The sequence below is a fragment of the Ruegeria sp. BB10 genome, from assembly GCF_056535725.1.
This window is the reverse complement of sequence record NZ_JBQFIW010000001.1, coordinates 2135180-2154740: the sequence shown is the minus strand read 5'-3', so window position 1 is coordinate 2154740 and position 19561 is coordinate 2135180. Positions and strand designations below refer to the sequence as shown.

Here is a 19561-nt window from a genome sequence, read left to right as displayed (position 1 = left end):
ATCCAATCGGATAGGTCAGCGGGCCGTTTTCACCACGCTATGTGCTGCGGGGTCGTTTGAATAGACCTATTCTCCGATCCCTCTCCGGATGCTCGCCTATCGGTTGCAGGGTCTCATTGGCAGTCTGAAGCCACAGATTGTCATTGTTGATCGGAGAGTTCTATGCAGTTCCTGTCAGTCCAAGATATGTATAAAGGCGCGCAGCCAACACCCATACCAACTCTGGAAAAGATTGAGGTAATGGGTCTGCCAGTTGTGAACGCTCGATCCGGACAGGTGATCTCCAAACTGCTGGATGGGACACGCCGGACTGTGTTTTTCCTGAATGCACATTGCGCAAACATACGGGCCCGCAACCATACCTATCGAGCAGCATTGGCCCGGGCAGATATGATCCTACCTGATGGAATTGGTGTAGACGTCGCGGCAAAGTTGCAAGGCGTCCAGTTGACCGAGAACCTAAACGGCACGGATTTTGTGCCCAAACTGCTGAAACGCGCTGCGCGTTTTGGGCAGTCGGTCTACCTTTTGGGGGGAAGTCCCGGAACAGCTCAGGCGGCGGCGGCGCGGTTGCAGCACATGATCCCCGATTTGGCTGTGGCTGGTACGCGTGATGGCTACGCGGGGGCCGCGCGGGTTGATGAGGCGATTGATGATATCAACCAGTCTGGCGCAGACATCCTGTTGGTCGCGATGGGCGTCCCGCTGCAGGAGCTGTGGATTATGCAGAACCGCCACCGGCTTGCCCCTTGCGTCGCGCTGGGCGTGGGTGCTTTGTTTGACTTCCTGGCTGGCAACGTGCGCCGGGCGCCGCGCCTTGTTCGGCGCTTCCGGATGGAGTGGGCATGGCGGTTGGCGATGGAGCCCCGCCGTATGGCCCGCAGATATCTATTGGGCAATTTCGAATTCCTCGGGCGTGCCGCGCACAATTCTGTTCCCAAGGTCTCAGCATGTCGCCTGCTGGACCTCACTTTGGCGGTGGTCGCGCTGTCTCTTCTGGCCCTGCCCATGGCCGCAATCGCCGCATTAGTGCGATTGGACAGTCGCGGCTCCGCCTTTTTTCGGCAGACACGTATCGGTCGAAACGGGGTGCCCTTCACGATGTACAAGTTTCGCTCAATGACCCCGGACGCCGAAGCGCGACGTGCGGATCTGCTCACCCATTCGGATCGAGACGGCGTGTGCTTCAAAGCCAAAAATGACCCACGCATCACCCGCGTTGGGAAGGTTCTGCGCCGGTTCTCGCTGGATGAATTGCCGCAAATCTTCAATGTGCTGAAAGGGGATATGTCGCTGGTTGGCCCGCGCCCGGCTTTGCCCGAAGAGGTTGCTGCCTATCCCGAACAAGCGCTGGAGCGCCTGCAGGTGCGTCCCGGCATCACCGGCCTCTGGCAGGTTTCGGGCCGCGCCGGCATCGGCTTTGACCACATGATCGAGCTGGATACAGCCTATGTCCGTTCCCGTTCGCCCCTTCTGAACGTCATCCTCATCGCAATGACCGCACGTGCCGTCGTGTCAGGTCGCGGCGCTTACTGATCAAACCTAGGAGCATTGAAATGACACGTATTCGCAAAGCTGTTTTTCCGGTCGCGGGTCTCGGCACAAGGTTTCTGCCCGCTACCAAATCGGTGACCAAGGAGATGTTGCCGCTGATTGACCGCCCCTTGATTCAATATGCGGTAGACGAGGCCCGCGCGGCCGGGATTGATGAGTTCATCTTCATTACCTCAACCGGCCAATCCGCGCTGGAGGCGTATTTTGGTCGCAACTCGGGACTGGAGCGTAAACTGAAGGATGGCGGCAAAACCACCCTGCTGAACCGTTTGCGCCTCACGAACCTTGAGGATGAGACATATAGCTTTATCCAACAAGACAGCCCACGCGGTCTGGGCCATGCAATCTCTCTGGCACGTGACATTGTCGGTGATGAACCCTTTGCCGTGATCCTGCCTGATGATGTGATCTACGCGCAGCGCCCGGTTCTGGCGCAAATGGTCCAGAACTTTGAAGGCAGCCATATGATCGCAACCGAAGCCGTCCCATCCGACCGGATCAGCGCCTATGGCGTGGTCGATATTGAGCATAGGACAGGGCAGGTGCAACATCTGAAAGGGTTGGTCGAAAAGCCCACTGCCGATCAAGCTCCGTCAGAATTTGGCATTGTCGGGCGTTATCTGATGCACCCTTCTATTTTCGATCAGTTGGACGGATTGGCGCCCGGTGCGGGCAATGAAATCCAACTGACCGATGCGATCGCGGCCGATATCGAAGCGACCGGATGCCGCGGTTTCGCTTTTCAAGGAGAGCGCTTCGATTGTGGGTCGATCGCCGGGTTTCTTGAGGCAACCACCGTCTTTGCATTGGAACGTGCCGAGCTGCGTGACGGGTTCAAAACCATGTTGCGACAGCGCATGAATCTGCTGACTAGCGCCGCATGAGACCGAGGCACCTATCCGTTCGGATAGGTGCTTATCCTCATGCCCATCTGTCGCTACGGACCTCTTTCTGGTTTCTTAAGGTCACAAAAATGGAGACCGAGATGCGCCTTTTATTTGCGATTCTCACAGCGGCGTTCACCATTTGCCTGACGCCTGCGCAAGCCGAAGACTTGGGAACTCCGAAAGGAGAAGTCGTCCTGACCGTATCGGGCAACATCGCACAGACCGGCCCCGACGGGACGGCGCAGTTCGATATGGAAATGTTGCAGGCGCTACCGCAGCGCAGCTTTGAAACCTCGACGATCTGGACTGAAGGCGAGACCAGCTTTGTCGGCGTTTCCCTCTCTGTGTTGCTGGAACAGATCGGAGCAGAGGGTGCTACGATCCGGGCAACGGCGATCAACGACTACGCGGTTGAGATACCTGTGGGCTCAATATCGGCACAGGACCCGATTGTCGCCTATGAGATGGATGGCGCGGCGATGTCCCGGCGGCAGAAAGGTCCGCTATGGATCGTATATCCCTATGACAGTGATACCAAGTACCAGACCGAGGTGATTTACTCTCGCAGCATTTGGCAACTCGACAGGTTGGAAATCGTTAAATAGCGTGGGGTTACAATACAGTATGAAGTGGGTGATACGGGCTAGACTTTGAAAAGAAATTTGCAATACCACTCGCGGCGCCGGTGGGCTTTCGGGCTCCTCGGTATCGCCGTTTTGGGTGCCCTTGCTTTGGTCGTGTTGCTTTCTGTCAAGGTGATATCCGACCTGCGCGACCGGCAGTCAGCCCGAACTGATAACGTGCAATGGACGCTGACGCAGGTCGAGGTCGAGTTCCTGTTCTACCTCAACGCGCTTGAGGCAGGTGTATCGGACGCAGAGCCAAGCACAGAAAACCTGGACCTTGTCCGGCGCCGTTTCGATCTTTTTTACAGCCGAATCGATATTCTAGACACCTCGCGTTTGTTTGAAACGCTGCGAAGCGACCTGAAATTCGCTGAACCTCTGAACGACGTCTCCGCATATCTGGAGGTCTCGGTGCCTACAATCGATGCTGAGGATCCTGGGTTGAAGGCGGGGCTGCCGGTTCTCTATGACGGCGCGCAGGGGATCGCTCAAAAAGTGCGAGAGCTTTCGGTTTCGGCGATCTCGTACTTTGCAAGCCAGTCGGATCAGCGCCGTGAAGAAACTGCGCTCAGCCTGTTTCAACTGGCCGTTTTGTCCGGGGGATTGTTTCTGACGCTGACCGCGGTCAGCGCCTATCTCCTGGTGGTCAATCGCAAGGCAGATCGACGCGGTGGGGCAATCCAGCAGGCCAACCAGCGCATGAATACGATCCTTTCCACCTCATTGGATGCCGTGATCGTGGTGAACGCCGCCGGCGAAGTGCTGGAGTTCAACCCAGCTGCACAGGCGATTTTCGGGTATTCCGAAGATGAGGCCAAAGGGCATTCGATCGGCGACTTGATTGTGCCTGCGCATCTACGCGCGGCGCATGATGAAGGGATGGAGCGGATGCAGAGCGGGGGCGACCGCCACGTGGTTGGCAAGGGTCGCGTTCAGCTTGAGGCGTTGCGCAGGAATGGCGATGTTTTTCCCGTCGAACTCGCTTTGCAATCCGCTCAGGCCGGGGACGAGGAAATTGTTATCGGTTTCGTCCGCGATATCTCACAAAGCGTTGCGGATCAGAAAGAGCTTGTCTCGGCCCGCGACCGTGCCCTTGCCGGGGAAAAGGCCAAGTCGGATTTTCTGACTGTTATGAGTCATGAGATCAGAACCCCGTTGAACGGGTTGCTGGGCAACCTCACCCTTCTCAAGAATACACGCACGACCAAACAGCAGTCTCAGTTTGTCCGCAACATGGAGATCTCGGGCCAGGTTCTGCAAAATCATGTGGATGCGGTGCTGGATATTGCTCGGTTCGAGGCCGGCAAGCTGTCTGTCGCGCACGAGCCAACCGACCTGAACGCGATGCTGCAGGACCTTGTGGATGGTCAAAGCGGCAATGCGGCCTCGCGCGGCAATTCAATCTCGTGGCAATGGGTGGGCGGAGCCTATCCGCATGTCGCGACTGACGCGCAAAGGTTGCGGCAAATTCTGCTGAACCTTGTGGGTAATGCGATCAAGTTTACCGAAAATGGCCGTGTGTCGATCGAGGTCGAAAGATGTGAACCTTCCGGTCAGGGTAAGGCACATGTCTACGAAGTGCGTGTGATCGACAGCGGGGCTGGCATCGCCGAGGATGAGATCGACGCCATTTTTGATGACTTCTACACCAGCGATCCCTCTATCGGTCGCACGGTCGGAGGGACCGGGCTTGGCCTGGGAATTGCCCGCAGGTTCGCGCAGGCCATGGGTGGTGAGGTGGGGGCGGAAAGCACATTGGGCGAAGGAAGTGTTTTTTGGCTGCGGATACCGTTACAGCCGTCAGCGCGCGACCAACTGCTAGAAGCTGCTCAGATCAATACCGAGACCGCTCTCCCGCTGAACTTGTTGGTGGTCGAAGACAACGAGATAAACCTCGAGGTCATCTGCAACATGCTGGCGCTGGACGGTCACCGTGTAACTACGGCGGAGAACGGGCAGGTTGGCGTCGACAAGGCCAGCAGTCAGAGGTTCGACGCGATCCTGATGGATATCAGCATGCCAGTGATGGATGGGCCAACCGCTGCGCGCCATATTCGTGGCGGTCGGGGGCAGTCGACTGATGTGCCGATAATCGCTGTGTCGGCCAATGTCCTGCCAGATGCGGTTGAGACCTTTCGCGCCGCCGGTATGACGGCTTTCATTGGCAAACCGATCTCGCTGAATGCCCTGCGCAGGGCGCTTTCGGTGGTCACGCGCGCCGACGGGCAGATTTCGGAACATGCGCAGCCAGATCCGTTAGCGGAGTTGAAAGGCAGCCTCGGCCCTGAAGTCTTTGCCCGCCTGCATGCCAAGTTCATTGCCGAAGGGGATGAATTGGTTGAACAGCTTGAAACCGGGGCATTTGACCAGACAGATTTAAATCAAATCGCTCAGGCCTGTCACAAACTGGCTGGGAGTGCAGCAACCTTCGGCGTGGAAGAGTTTCGAGAGGCGTTAGTTGCGGTAGAGACTGCAGCCAAAGAACACAAAGACATCACTAACAAACTCGCTGCAGTCTCCACTGCTTGGGAGCGGGCGAAATCATCGCCCGCTAGGGATTGACTTAGGGCGCCAGCAGCGCCGCTGCGCCGACGATGCCAACCGCGCGGGCGACCTCGGTCAGGCCGGTCACCTTACTGTCGTAGCATGCAATCGCATCTCCTGGCAGAACATAGGGGTCATAGTCATCGCGATCCCCACGTCGCAGCAGCTTTTCGATATTGCGTTCAATGACGATCGAGTTCCCGGTCATCGGGTTGCGGGTGAACAGGACCGCGCTGCGATTGGCATTGGTGGTTTTGGCCCCACCGACGCAATTGGTATCGACTACGGCCTGCAGGTAGCGCGTCCCATAGGGTACCTCACGCACGTCTCGTCCAATGGCCGACTCTGCGTTGCCGGTGGCAGGTTGCGTGAGGTTGGACATATAAAGCGTTACGCCGGGCGGGCTGATCGGGCTGGGACGCATCAAATCATCCTGGAAACACCCTCGGCTGTTGACCACGATCTGATCCCCGGTCAGCAGCATGATGTCGGTCGGATCCGAGCCTTCGAACACCCCGCGCAGGTCCATCCGGTAGATCGTGCCCTGCCGGTGCAGCTCAACCGCTGACAGATCCGCATCCGGGCGCACACCTCCGGAAGCGCGAATGGCGACCGAGAGGTTGCGCGCCTCGGTCGAGGCACCCAGTACGCCCTGACGCCCTCGATCCAGCGCGTCGCCGGGGATGCCTCCGATCTCGACCGAATGGGGTTCAAACACCGCGCCTTTCACGCCGACAGTGACCGAGGCGAAATCGCTGATGCGCGCCGTGACGCGCGGGGTTCTGTCGTAGAACTGTGCGGCTACCAGAACCCGGGCCACCTCTCGCTCGACCTGCTCGGTCGTTCTGCCCTGCGCGCGCACCGGCGGCAGGTACGGCAGCTTCAGGTCGCCATCGCGGGACACAACATAGGTGTCGCTGAGAAGCTCATCCCCGTCGATGGTGATCTGCACCATATCATTGCGCGAAAGTTTCTCGCCCAGCAGAGGGCTAAGCGCGGGTTTAGACCATTTGGCAAAGGCGTTTGTGCCCTGATCCCCGGTCGGAGGCATACAGGCGCGCCCGTTCAAATGTTCCGCTTGCAGCAAGGGCGCATTTGCCCGGCGCCGTGATGGGGCACGGTACTGCGCCTGATAGCTTTCGCCTTTTGCAACGGGTTCGATGTTGCGCGGGGTCTTCATGCTGCTGCAACCCGACAGAGCAATCGCGCTGACGGCCCCTAAAACCAAAACTTTGAAATGTCGTTTCATTTTGAACTCTCCTGAACTGCATCCACAGCTACAGCAGTGTCTTGATGTGCGTCAGACCGGCATCGGGATTGCCGTTTATCCCAATCGGATAGGTCGCTCGCCCGATGGTTCGTCTGTCTGTCCGCCCGCGTCTGGGACAGGGATGACGCTGCCAATTAGAACTGATCCCAATACTGTTTTGGACACTTGGCGACATGACTCAGCGATTGGCACATTCCAGTTTCCTGCGGCACCTGCTAGCCTATGCGGCGTCCGAAGTGGCGGCAAAAGCCTCACGTCTTGCGGTGGTCGTGGTCGTGGCCCGCACCCTCAGCCCCGAGGCAATAGGGCTGGCTGCCGCTGCCCTCGCGGCAGGGGATATCCTAAAGGCGCTAACCGAGAACGGCGTGGGGCAGAGGATCATCCAAGCCCCGCAGTCCGAGCTGGAACAGCGCTGCAACACCGCGCATCGTATCTTCTGGGTCTGGTGCGGGGCGCTGTTTTTGCTGCAGGTGACCATCGCCATTGCCCTCTATGCGATAGGGCACCAGACCCTGGCGCTGCTGCTCGCTATTCTGGCCGGAGAGTACCTGTTCATGCCCGCCGGCCTGGTGCAGGCCGCGCTTGCGATGCGTGAGGGCAAGCTACAAAAGACAGCCGCTGTTGCCGGAGGGCAGGTGGTTGGCGCAAATGTTATGGCCGCGCTACTGGCGCTGCTCTGGGCATCGCCGCTGGCTTTGGTTCTGCCCCGATTGCTGGCCGCCCCGATTTGGCTGGTCCTGATGCGCCGTCTACGTCCCTGGGCATCAAACGCGGAGCGCGGGTTTGCCGCCCTTCGCCCGTTTGTTGGCTTCGGCTGGGCCGTTCTGGGGGTTGAGGTTGTCAAAGTTCTGCGTTTGCAGGCCGACAAGCTTGTCGTCGGCGCGATGCTGGGGGCCGAGAGCCTTGGCATCTACTTCATGGCTTTCAACGCTGGGCTCGGCTTGGCGACATCGTTCACGCAGGCCTTTTCAGTCGTTCTTTTCCCACATCTTTGCGCAGCCCCGGACAAGACCAAGGCGTTGCGTCATGGGCTCGGTACGTCCCTCCTGGTACTGTCCCCGCTGGTTTTGCTGCAAGCCGCCCTTGCGCCGGTCTACGTGCCGCTGCTGCTGGGTGCTGAGTGGCAGCAGATTTCACCGGTGGTCTCGGTCTTGTGCCTTGCCGCATTGCCCAGCGTCATCTGGTCCGCCGTGGCCGGCTGGCTGCGGTCCGAGAACCGCGCGATCACCGAGCTACGAGTCAGCACTGCCCTTGCATTCGCATTGATCCTCAACACCGCGATCATGGCCCCGTTCGGGTTGATGCCAGTGGCGATGGGATACCTGATGACCAGTGCTTCCCTCATGTTGATCGCCTCTTGGGTGCTGCTGCCTCGGGATCAAAAGACAACAGAGAGGTTCGGCTTCCAATGACCCGCTTTACCATCATCGTGCCGTTTCACACCGATGCGGACACAATTGCTGACACGCTGACCAGCATTCGCGCGCAAAGCTTCACGGAATGGGAGGCGATCTGCGTCGGCGACCGTCCCTCGAAGGCGTGCCTGTCCATCGTGCTGGATCACATTGCCCAAGACCCCCGTATCCGGGTCGCAAGCAGCCCCTTCGATGGCCCAAGTGCCGCCCGCAACTATGGGGCCGAACTGGCCAAGGGAGACATGCTGGCGTTCTGTGATGCAGACGATCTGTGGCACAAGGACAAGCTGGCGCAGCTTAACGAAGCCTTTCAATCCTCTTCGACGGATGCTGTTTTTGGGCAGATCGGGTTCTTCGCCGATCAGCTCGGAGATTCTCAGACATGCTCGACCGTTCCTAGCGCACCACTGAACATTCAGGACCTGTTGGCTGAGAATCCCGTCTGCACCATGTCGAATCTTTCGATCCGTCGCGAGGTCTTCAACGCCATTGGCGGGTTGGACACGAGAACGGTGCATAACGAAGATTTGGAGCTGTTAATCCGCCTCGTAGGCAAGGGGTTTACCGTCAAAGGGGTCAATCAGTTCCAGGTCTGGTATCGCACCAGAGCCGGGGGCTTGTCCTCGGACCTGAACGCAATGCGCGCTGGGCGGGCCTATGCGGTGAAAACGGCTGCGTCTTTTGGCGTGTTCCCGTTGAGGTCGTCCGAGGCCGTCTATTTGCGCTATCTTGCCCGCCGGGCGCTGCGGTTGGGGCATCAGGGTCAGGCCCTGTCTTACACACGCAAAGGCTTGAGCCTGCATGCGCGCAGTTTCCTGCTGCCCCTGCGCCGAGGACTGCCTACCGCCGCAGGGGCCGCGCTGGCCCCGATCCTCCCGCAAGCGATCAAACGCGCGTTGTTTTCTTAACAATTCTGAAGGAGATCACCATGCCCACAGCATCCATCGTCGTACCCGCCTACAATGCCGAAGCAACCTTGGTCGAAACGCTCGCCTCACTGCAGGCGCAAACCTATGACGATTTCGAAATCATCATCGTCGACGATGGATCGCAGGACGCGACCTCTGAGATTGCCCGCGCGCACCAAGGCGACCCGCGCGTACGACTTGTCGGGCAGGCCAATCGTGGGCTGGCGGGGGCTAGAAATACTGGCATCGCTGCCGCGCGGGGTACGTTCATCGGCTTTTGCGACGCCGACGATCTGTGGATGCCCGAGAAGCTGGCGGCTCATATTCACCATCTCAAGGCCGAACCGGATGTGGGAGTTAGTTTCTCCGGCAGTGCCTTGATCGACGAGGCGGGGTTCATGATGGGGATCAAACAAGCACCCCGCCTGAAGGATGTGACCTCAGCCCATGTTCTGAACCGCAATCCAATCGGCAATGGATCGGCGGCCGTTATTCGAAAGACGGTACTGGAGGCTCTGGCCTACCGCCCGAGTTTTGAGATCGAGCGGGATTGGGTCTTCGATGAGACGTTCAGGCAGTCCGAAGATATAGAATGCTGGATGCGGCTGATGTTGACGACCGATTGGCAGATCGAAGGCGTTCCGGGGCTGTTAACCTATTACCGGATCAATGCAGGCGGGCTGTCAGCGGCTTTGGACCGCCAGTTGGAGGCGTGGGAGCGGTTGGTCGCGAAGTTGCGCCCGATTAACCCTGAGTTCTTTGCCCAGCACGAACACTCAGCGCGGGCCTATCAGTTACGCTATCTGGCACGGCGGGCCATCACCAACCTCGACCGGGACACAGCTTGGGAGTTGTTTGCGCGAAGCGTCCAGGAAAGCCTCCGCCCGGTGCTTGAGGAACCTGTGAAGTCGTTCAGCACCTTCGCCGCGGCCCTTGTGTTGAAAACGTTTGGACCCGGCCCGATCACCCGGCTGAGGCAAATGAAATCCAAACTACAATCGATTTGAGAGAGGCATCATCATGGAACAGAAAAAGGTCCTCCACCTGGTAGACGACACGACAGCGGGCGGCGTGATGCGAATGCTCGACCATCTTTTGGTGCAGTCAGATCTTTCCGGCGCGATCGAGCAAAAGGTGTTGAAGGTCAAACGGACCGCGTTTTCTTGGGGCAAACTGGATGCGGATGTCATCGTGTCCCACGTCGCACCAAGTTGGAGAAGCCTGCCCGCGTTCTCGGCCCTTCGCGCAATGCATGTTAATACTCGACTTGTCCATGTCGAACACAGTTACACCCGGGCATTCACCACCCTGAATGTCCCTCACAAACGTCGGTTTTTTGCAATGCTACGGGTGATCTATTCCTTCTTCGATCAGTTGGTGGCGGTCAGCCATGCACAGGCGGACTGGATGCAAGAACGACGCCTAGCTGCTTCAGAAAAACTGGCCGTCATTCCTCCGACCGTTGATCTTGAGCAGTTGTCACGAAAGACGATGCCTCCCAAGTCAAAGACCACAATTGGCGCCATCGGGCGGCTTGAGCAGCAGAAAGGCTTCGACATCCTGATCCAAGGCTTTCGGTCAACCCGAACGCCAGGCGCGCGCTTGTTGATCTTTGGCGAAGGCAGTCAAAGGTCATACCTTGAGGCGTTGGCTGAGGGTGACCCGCGCATCGAATTTCGGGGTCACGCCAAAGATCCGGCAGAAGCTTATCAAGCCGTCGATGTCATTGCGATTCCCTCGCGTTGGGAGGCTTATGGACTTGTGCTGGACGAAGCGCTTGCCGCGAAGCGCAATGTGATCGCCAGTAAAGTTGATGGGTTACGTGACCGTGAAGGAGATACGAGAGTTTCATTCTGCAACCTTGACCCTTATGATTGGCGACTTGCGATCAATAATTTTCTGCTTTCCGACACTATTGAGAAAAGCAGCTGAATCAAAATCTGACACTAGATCTTTTGCCTTTTTGCCGAGTCATTCGCAGCAAAATCAATTGTGATTTCAAGGAAATTGCCTAAGGTCAGCTTTGTGTTTTGTACGCGCGTACTTAGCGCAATACATCTTGGTGTCCGCTTTGGACTAAGAGCGGTAATTGCCTTGTGCTAAGTGGATGGCGGCTCTGTCCGCACCTCGGACGTAGCTCCGTCTTGTGTGAACGTCCCCTGTCGGGCTGAAGCGGGCATTCGTCCCGAGCCCCCAATTCGACAGCCTTCAAAGAACACCTAGAGCTTTACTTAAGAGAGGATGGTCCTTTGAAAATCATGCCCCGCAAAGTCGGCGAGCCTCAATGGCACACGCAGGGCTGACTGAGGGGGTAGGCCGGGGGGCGGGTTCGTCAGTTAGGTGCAGCCTATCATCGAATGCTCAAGCCAATCGGCGCAACGTAGCCATCGGATGAGGAATCCTGTGCGATGGCCCCCATGTGGTCGCCATGTGGTCGCCTGTCCCCTATGGGGGCACGCCGACAATTCTATAAGTCTTTGATTTTATGGTGCTGCTGGAGAGAATTGAACTCTCGACCTCTCCCTTACCAAGGGAGTGCTCTACCTCTGAGCTACAGCAGCGCTGTGGGCGGGTGATTAGACGCAAACGAAACAGGGCGCAAGGGTCTCTGGACGGTTTTTTTCACCTCCTGTAGAGAAAGATTATGGCAGATAGAAATACACCCAAAAAACATGGCAAATCCGCGGACGCTCGGGAAGAGCGACTGAAGGCGGCGCTGAAGGCGAATATGGCGCGGCGCAAGGCGCAGGCCAAGGCGCGCGCAAGCTCGGATAACGATGCCGAAAAGGACGAGGGATAAGAGCAGATGGATTCGATTCTGGTGACGGGCAATGGGCCGCTGAACGGTCAGATACCGATTGCGGGGGCCAAGAATGCGTGTTTGACGCTGATGCCCGCAACCTTGCTGAGCGAAGAACCGCTGACGCTGACCAATGCACCAAGGCTCAGCGACATCAAGACCATGACACAATTGCTGCAGTCTTTGGGGGCTGAGGTGTCGTCGCTGCAGGACGGGCAGGTGATCGCGATGTCGAGTCATGATCTGACCAGCCACACTGCGGATTATGAAATCGTGCGCAAGATGCGTGCGTCCAATTTGGTGTTGGGTCCGATGCTGGCGCGGTTGGGGCAGGCGGTGGTTTCGCTGCCTGGCGGTTGTGCGATTGGCGCGCGACCCATGGACCTGCACGTTGAGGGGCTTGAGGCGCTGGGCGCTGAGATCGAGCTGAAGGACGGCTATCTGCACGCCAAGGCATCCGGCGGGTTGAAAGGCGCAGTCCACGAGATGCGTTTTGCATCCGTGGGCGCGACCGAAAACATCGTCATGGCGGCCACCTTGGCCAAGGGCACCACGGTTCTGAAGAATGCCGCGCGCGAGCCTGAGATCGTCGACCTGGTTGAGTGCCTGCGCAAGATGGGCGCACAAATCTCGGGCGAGGGGACCTCGACCATCGAGATTCAGGGCGTTGATCGCTTGCACGGTGCAACCCATCAGGTTGTGACCGATCGGATTGAGCTGGGCACCTATATGCTGGCCCCGGCTATTTGCGGTGGTGAGGTAGAGTTGCTGGGCGGTCGCATGTCGCTGGTTAATTCCTTTGCTGCCAAGCTTGACGCGGCGGGTGTCAGCGTCACGCAAACTGAAAAGGGTCTGAAAGTGGCGCGCAAGAACGGGCGCGTGACCTCGGTGGATGTGGTAACCGAGCCTTTTCCGGGGTTTCCGACCGACCTGCAGGCGCAGATGATGGCGCTGATGTGTACGGCCGAAGGCACCGCGGTATTGGAAGAACGCATCTTCGAGAATCGCTTTATGCACGCCCCTGAACTGGTGCGCATGGGCGCGAATATCGAAGTGCATGGCGGCACGGCCACTGTTACAGGTGTGGATCAGCTGAAAGGCGCGCCGGTGATGGCAACGGATCTGCGGGCCTCAGTCTCGTTGATTCTGGCGGGTCTGGCAGCCGAGGGCGAAACCACGGTTAGCCGGGTCTATCATCTGGACCGCGGATATGAGCATGTGGTGCGCAAGCTGGAAGGCGTGGGTGCAAAAATAGAACGGATCAAGGGCCAATGACAGACGCAAGTTTCCACGACGGGCGCGAGGCCCCTCTGAATCTGGGTGCCGAGGATGCAGAGGATCTGCAGGTGATCTCGACCCTGGCGCAGGATGCGGTATTTCCTGTAACCGAGATGACATGGCAGCCCTCGCAGCGCCGGTTCGGCCTGCTGCTGAACCGTTTTCGGTGGGAAGATAAGGATGCCGCGACACGCCGTGATCGTCCGTTTGAGCGGGTTCAGGCGGTTCTGGTGTTCGATTCGGTGCTGTCGGTGGCCAGTCAGGGCATCGACCGCAGGGATAAGGAGATGGTGATGTCCCTGCTGTCGATTGATTTTGAGGCAGGCGAGGACGGAGCGGGTCAGGTTTTGCTGACGCTGGCAGGGGATGGTGCCATCCGACTGAAGGTCGAAGCACTGGACGCCACGCTCAAGGATGTGACGCGGCCGTACAAGGCCCCTTCGGGTCAGGCGCCGCATCACCCCGAATAGATGCAGAACAAGCGCGGCATTTCACAGGCATTCTCGCAATTTCCGGCTGGAGTATCCCTGCGCCGCGCAACCGTTTTTGATGTGTTCGATCTGAGTCGGGTGTTGATCCGATCGATCACCCAGCTTTGTGTCGCGGATCATCGGGGCGACCCACAGGCCATCGCGCATTGGACCGCAAACAAGGACCCTGCATCCATCCGGGGTTGGATCGTGGCGGGTGCGCACATATGGCTGGCCGAACATGCAGGGCAGGTTGCCGCCGTGGGCGGTTTGCGCGACGACGAAATCACGCTGCTGTACATTGACCCGGATCACACTGGTCATGGCATCGGGACCGTCCTGCTGCACCGGCTTGAGAAAGACCTGATTGCCTCAGGTCAATTCGATGCCAGACTAGAGGCGACAAAAACCGCGCAGGACTTTTACCGGCGGCACGGCTGGCAGGCCACCGGGCAATGTGGCGCGCGTGGCGACGTGTCCTGTTTCGCGATGCGCAAATCGCTGCACTCAAAGGACTAAGGGTTGAGGCCAACTCATCCCGGCGATATGTCCCCATCAAACGCCCCGGAGTGCCTGATCATGCCCGTTTTCCTTGATACCACGTCGTCTGAGTTCGAAACCGCCTTTCAAGCGCTGTTGTCGGCCAAGCGCGAGGACAGCCCGGACGTAGACGCCACCGTAGCGCAAATCATCGATGATGTGCGCAGCCGGGGCGACGCGGCTGTGATAGAGTTGACCGCCAAGTTCGATCGGCTTGACCTGACGCCCGTTACTTTGACCTTTTCCGCAGAAGAAATCGACACTGCGGTTGCGCAGGTTTCGGATACGGACCGCGCTGCGCTGGAACTGGCCGCCGAGCGCATCCGCGCCTATCACGAAAAACAGATGCCTGAGGATCATCAATGGACCGACGAAGCCGGGGCGACACTGGGTTGGCGCTGGTCGGCGGTGTCGGCAGCCGGGCTTTATGTGCCGGGCGGGTTGGCCTCGTACCCCTCGTCAGTTCTGATGAATGCAATTCCGGCCAAGGTGGCGGGGGTTCAGCGGTTGGCTATTACGGTGCCAACGCCAGACGGGCAGGTGAATCCACTGGTCCTGTTGGCCGCGCGGCTTTCCGGAGTCGACGAAATCTATCGCATCGGTGGCGCGCAGGCGATTGCAGCGCTGGCCTATGGCACCGCATCCATCGCGCCAGTGGACAAGATCACTGGCCCGGGCAATGCCTTTGTCGCGGCGGCCAAGCGCCGAGTGTTCGGCAAGGTCGGGATCGACATGATTGCCGGTCCATCTGAAATCCTCGTGATCGCGGACAAGGACAATGACCCCGATTGGATCGCGTTGGATCTGCTTAGCCAGGCCGAACATGACGAAAGCGCCCAGTCGATCCTGATCACCGATGATGCCGACTTTGGGCAGGCAGTGGCGCAAGCGGTTGAGAAGCGACTTGAAACCTTGCAACGCCGCGCCATCGCAGGGGCCAGCTGGCGCGACTTTGGGGCAATAATCACCGTGCGCGATTTGGATGAGGCCGCCGCCCTGTCCAATCGCATTGCGCCCGAGCATCTGGAGCTGTGCGTCGCCGATCCGGTCGGGCTGAGTGAAAAAACCATCCATGCGGGTGCGATTTTCCTGGGCCAGTACACGCCCGAGGCCATCGGTGATTATGTTGGTGGCCCAAATCACGTGCTGCCCACCGCGCGCTCGGCCAGGTTCTCATCCGGTCTCAGCGTGATGGATTTTCTAAAACGTACCACGCTCAGCCAGATGACGCCCGACGCGCTGCGCGCTATTGGCCCTGCGGCGGAACAACTGGCGCAATCCGAAAGCCTTGAGGCGCACGGTCTGTCGGTGACGGCCCGCCTCAACGGGCTGAATTGATGCAAAGACCTATGGCACGTGGCGTTTCTGTGCGTTGCTCAATGAAAACCATTGCTATAGGTCTGTGCTGAACTGAACGGACCACACGCGACATGACCCGCATTTCACATATCGAACTGGATGATCGAAACCTGCCGCCGCCGACCCCCGAGATCGAGCAAGAGCGCAAGGTCGCCATCTATGATCTGCTGGAAGACAACAGTTTTACCCTTCCTCAACGGGATGGGCGCACGGCGCCGGACGGGCCGTATCACGTGCAACTGTCGATCCGTGAAAAACGTCTGGTCTTTGACATCGCCACCGAGGCCGAGGAAAAAGCCGCCGAGTTCCACCTTTCGCTTGGCCCGTTCAAGCAGGTGGTCAAAGACTATTTTCAGATCTGCGAAAGCTATTTCAATGCGGTCAAGAACCTGCCACCCAGCCAGATCGAAACCATCGATATGGCCCGGCGCGGAATTCACAACGAAGGCAGCCGCGTGTTGCAGGAGCGGCTGGAAGGAAAGGCGGATATTGACACAGACACCGCCCGCCGTCTGTTCACGCTGATTTGCGTGTTGCATTTTGGGGGCTGACGCGTGAAGCCTTTGCCGCAGTCGGTCCTATTTTGTTGCGACCACAACTCGGTCCGGTCTCCGATGGCCGAAGGTATCATGAAGAAATTCTATGGTACCGGCACCTATGTACAGTCTGCTGGCGTCCATAACGACCTTGAGATTGACGGGTTTTGCATTTCCGTTTGTCACGAGATCGGCGTCGAGCTGTCCCGGCATCGCTCGCGGTCCTTTGATGAGATGCAGGAATGGGGCGACGATCTTAGTTCCTTCGACCTGGTCGTGGCTCTGTCGCCCGCCAGTCAGCGTCAGGCGCTGGAATTGACACGGGTTTTTCATCTGGATGTCGATTATTGGCCAATAATGGACCCTACTGGACTGGGCGAGAATCGCGAACAAAAGCTACATCACTACCGACAGACCCGCGATCAGATCATCAAGCATCTGAAAGATCGCTGGGGCGAACCTACGGAGTGACCATGAACCAGACCGTCCAAACCTATTTCGATGCCTTCAACGCCGGCGATGTAGAGGGCATGTTGGCCTGCCTGTCCGAGGATGTGGCCCATCACGTGAACGAAGGTCAAATTCGTGTCGGGAAAGAGAAATTCACGGCCTTTTGCGATCATATGAACCGCTGCTATCGCGAGAACCTGACTGATATCGTGGTTTTCGAGGCCAAGGGCGGCACACGTGCAGCGGCCGAATTCATCGTGAACGGCACCTATCTGGAAACTGACGAGGGCCTGCCCGAGGCCCACGGTCAGACCTACCGCCTGCCAGCGGGGTCGTTCTTTGACCTTAAGGATGGCAAGATCACCCGCGTCACCACCTTCTACAATCTTGCAGACTGGACCAAGCAGGTGTCCGGTGGCTGAGGTCACCGCCGTCCGCCCCCTGACCGGTGCGGCGCTAGAGGCCGCTCTGGACGATGTGGCGCGCTTGCGGATCGAAGTGTTTCGAGCGTGGCCCTACCTTTATGATGGTGATCTGGCATATGAGCGGAAATATCTGCAATCCTATCGTGACAGCGACAAAGCAATTGTCGTCGGCGCCTTTGACAGCGATCGCCTGATTGGCGCGTCAACTGGGGCACCGCTGACTGACCACGCCGACGATTTCGCGGCGGCGTTTGAGGGCACCGGGCTGGATCTGTCGCAGATCTTCTACTGCGCGGAATCCGTTTTGCTGTCCGATTATCGAGGTCAGGGCGTTGGCCATAAGTTTTTCGATCTGCGTGAGGAGCATGCCCGCGCACTAGGTTTCAGCAAATGCGCCTTTTGCGGCGTACAGCGCCCGGCGGATCACCCGATGCGGCCCGAAAAATACCGGCCGCTGGACGCCTTCTGGCGGGCGCGGGGATATGAGCCGCTGTCAGGCGCCATCGCCCAGTTCTCGTGGAAGGATATCGGGGAAAAAGGCGAGACGCTGAAGCCGCTGCAGTTCTGGATACGGGATATCTAACAGACGGTGCTGACCCGTTAGCATGTAGCAATCCCGCAAATTGGCCGGCCTTTCCGATCTTCAGGGGAAACTGATGGTCGCCAGAACGAAGTGTTATGCCTTCTTTTCCCATCCTCGCTTTACGCCAGCCAAAATTGCTGGTCCTGCTTCTGCAGTTGGCACAATTTCCATGATGTCATTGTGAAAAAGCGGCCAGAATTGCGCACAGATCCCAATTACTTCGGCTTTGGATTCCGCCTCAAGGAGAACATAGCCCTCAGTATTGCTTATCCAACCTGTGAATTTGACTGGGCCTTCCCCTTCCACAAGTTCGCTGGCATCACCGACCATATCGGTCCACGCAGCGATCTCCCCCTCGCGGTCTTTTGGCCATGTCGCCGCCGAGCAAGTGAAGTGATTAATGTAATGAGGCATGTCAATTTCTCCCGTTATGAAAAACCCTAAGCATCGGTTGAGTGTTACACAGTCTAACACCGCCAGATTACGCGCCGGTAAGGTGCTTTACAATTTTGCCGACAGCGTCCGATTTGACAGCTTGGTAACGTTACCGAAATTGGTTAATGCAAATCTGGACAGTAATGCAGGTTTATTGGGTCGTCCAAACCAACTCTGTACTGGGTAATTTGCGGGCTGGCGCACTTACTTTTGGTTCAATTGAGCTGTACAGGCTATCCATTTGCAATCTACTGTCGCGTGACCAAAAGATCTGGGTTTCAAAAAATGAAAGTCGCAACCGCTGCCTATAACCTCGATTGGCTCGACAGTTGGGCGCAGTATGAGGACAAGCTAGGCCGCTGGGTCTCAGACGCCGCCGGACAGGGGGCTGAGTTGCTGGTCTTTCCTGAATACGGTGCAATGGAGTTGTCGACATTGGATGGGGTCGACGTCGCGGGCGATCTCGAGCGTTCGATCCGGGCAGTGTCTGATCGGATGGAGGCGGCGCAGGCCCTGCATCAGCGTCTTGCGCAGGAATACAAGACCTACATTCTGGGCGCGTCGGCCCCGATTGTGGATGGGCCGGGCGGACCGGTAAACCGTGCAGCACTGTATGCGCCCGATGGTGGGCAGGATCATCAAGACAAACAGATCATGACCCGCTTTGAGCGCGAAGACTGGGATATCGCGCCGGGCGGACCGCTGAAATTATTCGATACCGCGTTGGGCAAGATCGGCGTGTTGATCTGCTATGACAGCGAATTTCCCCTGTTGGGCCGTGCGCTGAGCGAGGCCGATCTGATCCTGGTCCCCTCATGTACCGAGGCGTTGGCAGGCTATTGGCGGGTTCGGATCGGCGCGATGTCACGGGCGCTGGAAAATCAATGCGTTACGGTGATGGCGTCTCTGGTCGGGGACAATGACTGGTCCGAGGCGGTGGACAAGAATACCGGCACCGGCGGCATTTTCGGCCCACCCGACAAGGGGTTTCCTGCGACTGGTGTGTTGGCCGAAGGCGCTTTGAACCAGCCGGGATGGACCTATGCGGATATCGACCTTTCAGCAATTGCCGAAGTTCGCACCGATGGGCATGTTCTGAACCGCACTCATTGGGAGGAGCAGTCGCCGCGAGTCGATTCCGTCACATTATCGCGCCTTTAGGTGATTCTGGCCTTGAAATAAGCCCAAAATGGGCTCATTTAAGCGCACATCCCCGTAGATTCTGCGGGTGCAACGTAATGATGGAGACAACATGGCCAAGGAAGATACGCTCGAATTTCCCGGTGTCGTGAAGGAACTCCTGCCTAATGCGACGTTTCGGGTCGAGCTGGAAAACGGCCATGAGATCATCGCGCATACGGCAGGCAAGATGCGTAAGAACCGCATCCGTGTTCTGGCCGGCGACAAGGTTCAGGTCGAGATGACCCCCTATGATCTGACCAAGGGTCGGATCAACTACCGCTTCAAGTAACGCCTGCCGC

The 19561-nt window shown here is 58.1% G+C and carries 21 protein-coding genes and 1 tRNA gene; 19 read left to right on the top strand and 3 right to left on the bottom strand.

Translation table 11 applies throughout. The features are described 5' to 3' along the window. Positions 1-162: 162 nt before the first annotated feature. From ACR3EP_RS11070 to ACR3EP_RS11055, 4 genes are all read left to right on the top strand, one after another. Entirely contained in the window at positions 163-1536 is a 1374-nt protein-coding gene (locus ACR3EP_RS11070; RefSeq protein ID WP_480637803.1) for a WecB/TagA/CpsF family glycosyltransferase, read from the top strand. A 20-nt stretch (positions 1537-1556) separates the two neighbouring features. Beyond that, complete coding sequence (locus tag ACR3EP_RS11065; RefSeq protein ID WP_480637801.1) at positions 1557-2438, top strand: UTP--glucose-1-phosphate uridylyltransferase; 882 nt, start codon at positions 1557-1559, stop codon at positions 2436-2438. Between the two features lie 101 nt (positions 2439-2539). Then, complete coding sequence (locus ACR3EP_RS11060) at positions 2540-3046, top strand: putative pterin-binding protein (protein WP_480637800.1); 507 nt, start codon at positions 2540-2542, stop codon at positions 3044-3046. 132 nt (positions 3047-3178) lie between these two features. Further along, on the top strand, positions 3179-5629 hold the full coding sequence (locus tag ACR3EP_RS11055; RefSeq protein ID WP_480639016.1) for an ATP-binding protein: 2451 nt from the start codon (positions 3179-3181) through the stop codon (positions 5627-5629). Position 5630: 1 nt separating this feature from the next. Here ACR3EP_RS11055 and ACR3EP_RS11050 read toward each other — a convergent pair whose 3' ends face one another. After that, positions 5631-6860: a polysaccharide biosynthesis/export family protein gene (locus tag ACR3EP_RS11050; RefSeq protein ID WP_480637798.1), complete on the bottom strand. Its 1230-nt coding sequence runs from the start codon at positions 6858-6860 to the stop codon at positions 5631-5633. Positions 6861-7054: 194 nt separating this feature from the next. Between ACR3EP_RS11050 and ACR3EP_RS11045 the strand changes: the two genes are divergently transcribed. The 4 genes from ACR3EP_RS11045 to ACR3EP_RS11030 are packed head-to-tail and all read left to right on the top strand — an operon-like array spanning position 7055 to position 11136. After that, positions 7055-8293, top strand: coding sequence for an oligosaccharide flippase family protein (locus ACR3EP_RS11045; RefSeq protein ID WP_170377270.1), 1239 nt, complete (start codon positions 7055-7057; stop codon positions 8291-8293). After that, positions 8290-9204 (top strand): glycosyltransferase family 2 protein, encoded by a 915-nt coding sequence (locus tag ACR3EP_RS11040; protein ID WP_480637795.1) that lies wholly within the window; start codon positions 8290-8292, stop codon positions 9202-9204. The genes ACR3EP_RS11045 and ACR3EP_RS11040 overlap by 4 nt, the downstream gene beginning before the upstream one ends. 20 nt (positions 9205-9224) lie before the next feature. After that, positions 9225-10211, top strand: coding sequence for a glycosyltransferase family 2 protein (locus tag ACR3EP_RS11035; RefSeq protein WP_226688874.1), 987 nt, complete (start codon positions 9225-9227; stop codon positions 10209-10211). A gap of 13 nt (positions 10212-10224) precedes the next feature. Further along, positions 10225-11136, top strand: a complete 912-nt coding sequence (locus tag ACR3EP_RS11030; RefSeq protein WP_480637793.1) for a glycosyltransferase family 4 protein — start codon at positions 10225-10227, stop codon at positions 11134-11136. Positions 11137-11690: 554 nt separating this feature from the next. On the opposite strand, the gene ACR3EP_RS11025 is transcribed toward ACR3EP_RS11030, so the two are convergent. Then, positions 11691-11765: transfer RNA gene (locus ACR3EP_RS11025), tRNA-Thr, on the bottom strand. Between the two features lie 83 nt (positions 11766-11848). On the opposite strand from ACR3EP_RS11025, the gene ACR3EP_RS11020 reads away from it, so the two are divergent. From ACR3EP_RS11020 to ACR3EP_RS10980, 9 genes are all read left to right on the top strand, one after another. Beyond that, a complete protein-coding gene (locus tag ACR3EP_RS11020; RefSeq protein WP_170350212.1) occupies positions 11849-12004 on the top strand; it encodes a hypothetical protein in 156 nt (51 codons plus the stop codon). 6 nt (positions 12005-12010) lie between these two features. Beyond that, the gene (gene murA, locus ACR3EP_RS11015) at positions 12011-13279 is read left to right on the top strand and encodes a UDP-N-acetylglucosamine 1-carboxyvinyltransferase (RefSeq protein ID WP_170350213.1); all 1269 of its coding nucleotides are present in this window, start codon (positions 12011-12013) and stop codon (positions 13277-13279) included. Then, entirely contained in the window at positions 13276-13752 is a 477-nt protein-coding gene (locus tag ACR3EP_RS11010) for a DUF2948 family protein (protein ID WP_480637791.1), read from the top strand. The genes murA and ACR3EP_RS11010 overlap by 4 nt, the downstream gene beginning before the upstream one ends. Beyond that, positions 13753-14271, top strand: coding sequence for a GNAT family N-acetyltransferase (locus tag ACR3EP_RS11005; protein ID WP_170350215.1), 519 nt, complete (start codon positions 13753-13755; stop codon positions 14269-14271). It begins immediately after the preceding gene. Positions 14272-14331: 60 nt separating this feature from the next. Beyond that, positions 14332-15630: a histidinol dehydrogenase gene (gene hisD, locus ACR3EP_RS11000; protein ID WP_480637789.1), complete on the top strand. Its 1299-nt coding sequence runs from the start codon at positions 14332-14334 to the stop codon at positions 15628-15630. A gap of 92 nt (positions 15631-15722) precedes the next feature. Further along, positions 15723-16202 (top strand): UPF0262 family protein, encoded by a 480-nt coding sequence (locus ACR3EP_RS10995; protein ID WP_170350217.1) that lies wholly within the window; start codon positions 15723-15725, stop codon positions 16200-16202. 3 nt (positions 16203-16205) lie between these two features. Next, positions 16206-16658 (top strand): arsenate-mycothiol transferase ArsC, encoded by a 453-nt coding sequence (locus ACR3EP_RS10990; protein WP_170350218.1) that lies wholly within the window; start codon positions 16206-16208, stop codon positions 16656-16658. 2 nt (positions 16659-16660) lie between these two features. Then, positions 16661-17059, top strand: a complete 399-nt coding sequence (locus tag ACR3EP_RS10985; RefSeq protein ID WP_170350219.1) for a ketosteroid isomerase-related protein — start codon at positions 16661-16663, stop codon at positions 17057-17059. After that, complete coding sequence (locus ACR3EP_RS10980) at positions 17052-17645, top strand: GNAT family N-acetyltransferase (protein WP_480637788.1); 594 nt, start codon at positions 17052-17054, stop codon at positions 17643-17645. Before ACR3EP_RS10985 ends, ACR3EP_RS10980 begins: the two co-directional genes overlap by 8 nt. Before the next feature lie 93 nt (positions 17646-17738). On the opposite strand, the gene ACR3EP_RS10975 is transcribed toward ACR3EP_RS10980, so the two are convergent. After that, positions 17739-18059, bottom strand: a complete 321-nt coding sequence (locus ACR3EP_RS10975; RefSeq protein WP_480637786.1) for a hypothetical protein — start codon at positions 18057-18059, stop codon at positions 17739-17741. Positions 18060-18365: 306 nt separating this feature from the next. Here ACR3EP_RS10975 and ACR3EP_RS10970 point away from each other — a divergent pair, with 306 nt between their 5' ends. Further along, a complete protein-coding gene (locus ACR3EP_RS10970) occupies positions 18366-19241 on the top strand; it encodes a carbon-nitrogen hydrolase family protein (RefSeq protein ID WP_480637784.1) in 876 nt (291 codons plus the stop codon). Positions 19242-19332: 91 nt separating this feature from the next. Next, a complete protein-coding gene (gene infA / locus ACR3EP_RS10965) occupies positions 19333-19551 on the top strand; it encodes a translation initiation factor IF-1 (protein ID WP_005978431.1) in 219 nt (72 codons plus the stop codon). Positions 19552-19561: the final 10 nt, after the last annotated feature.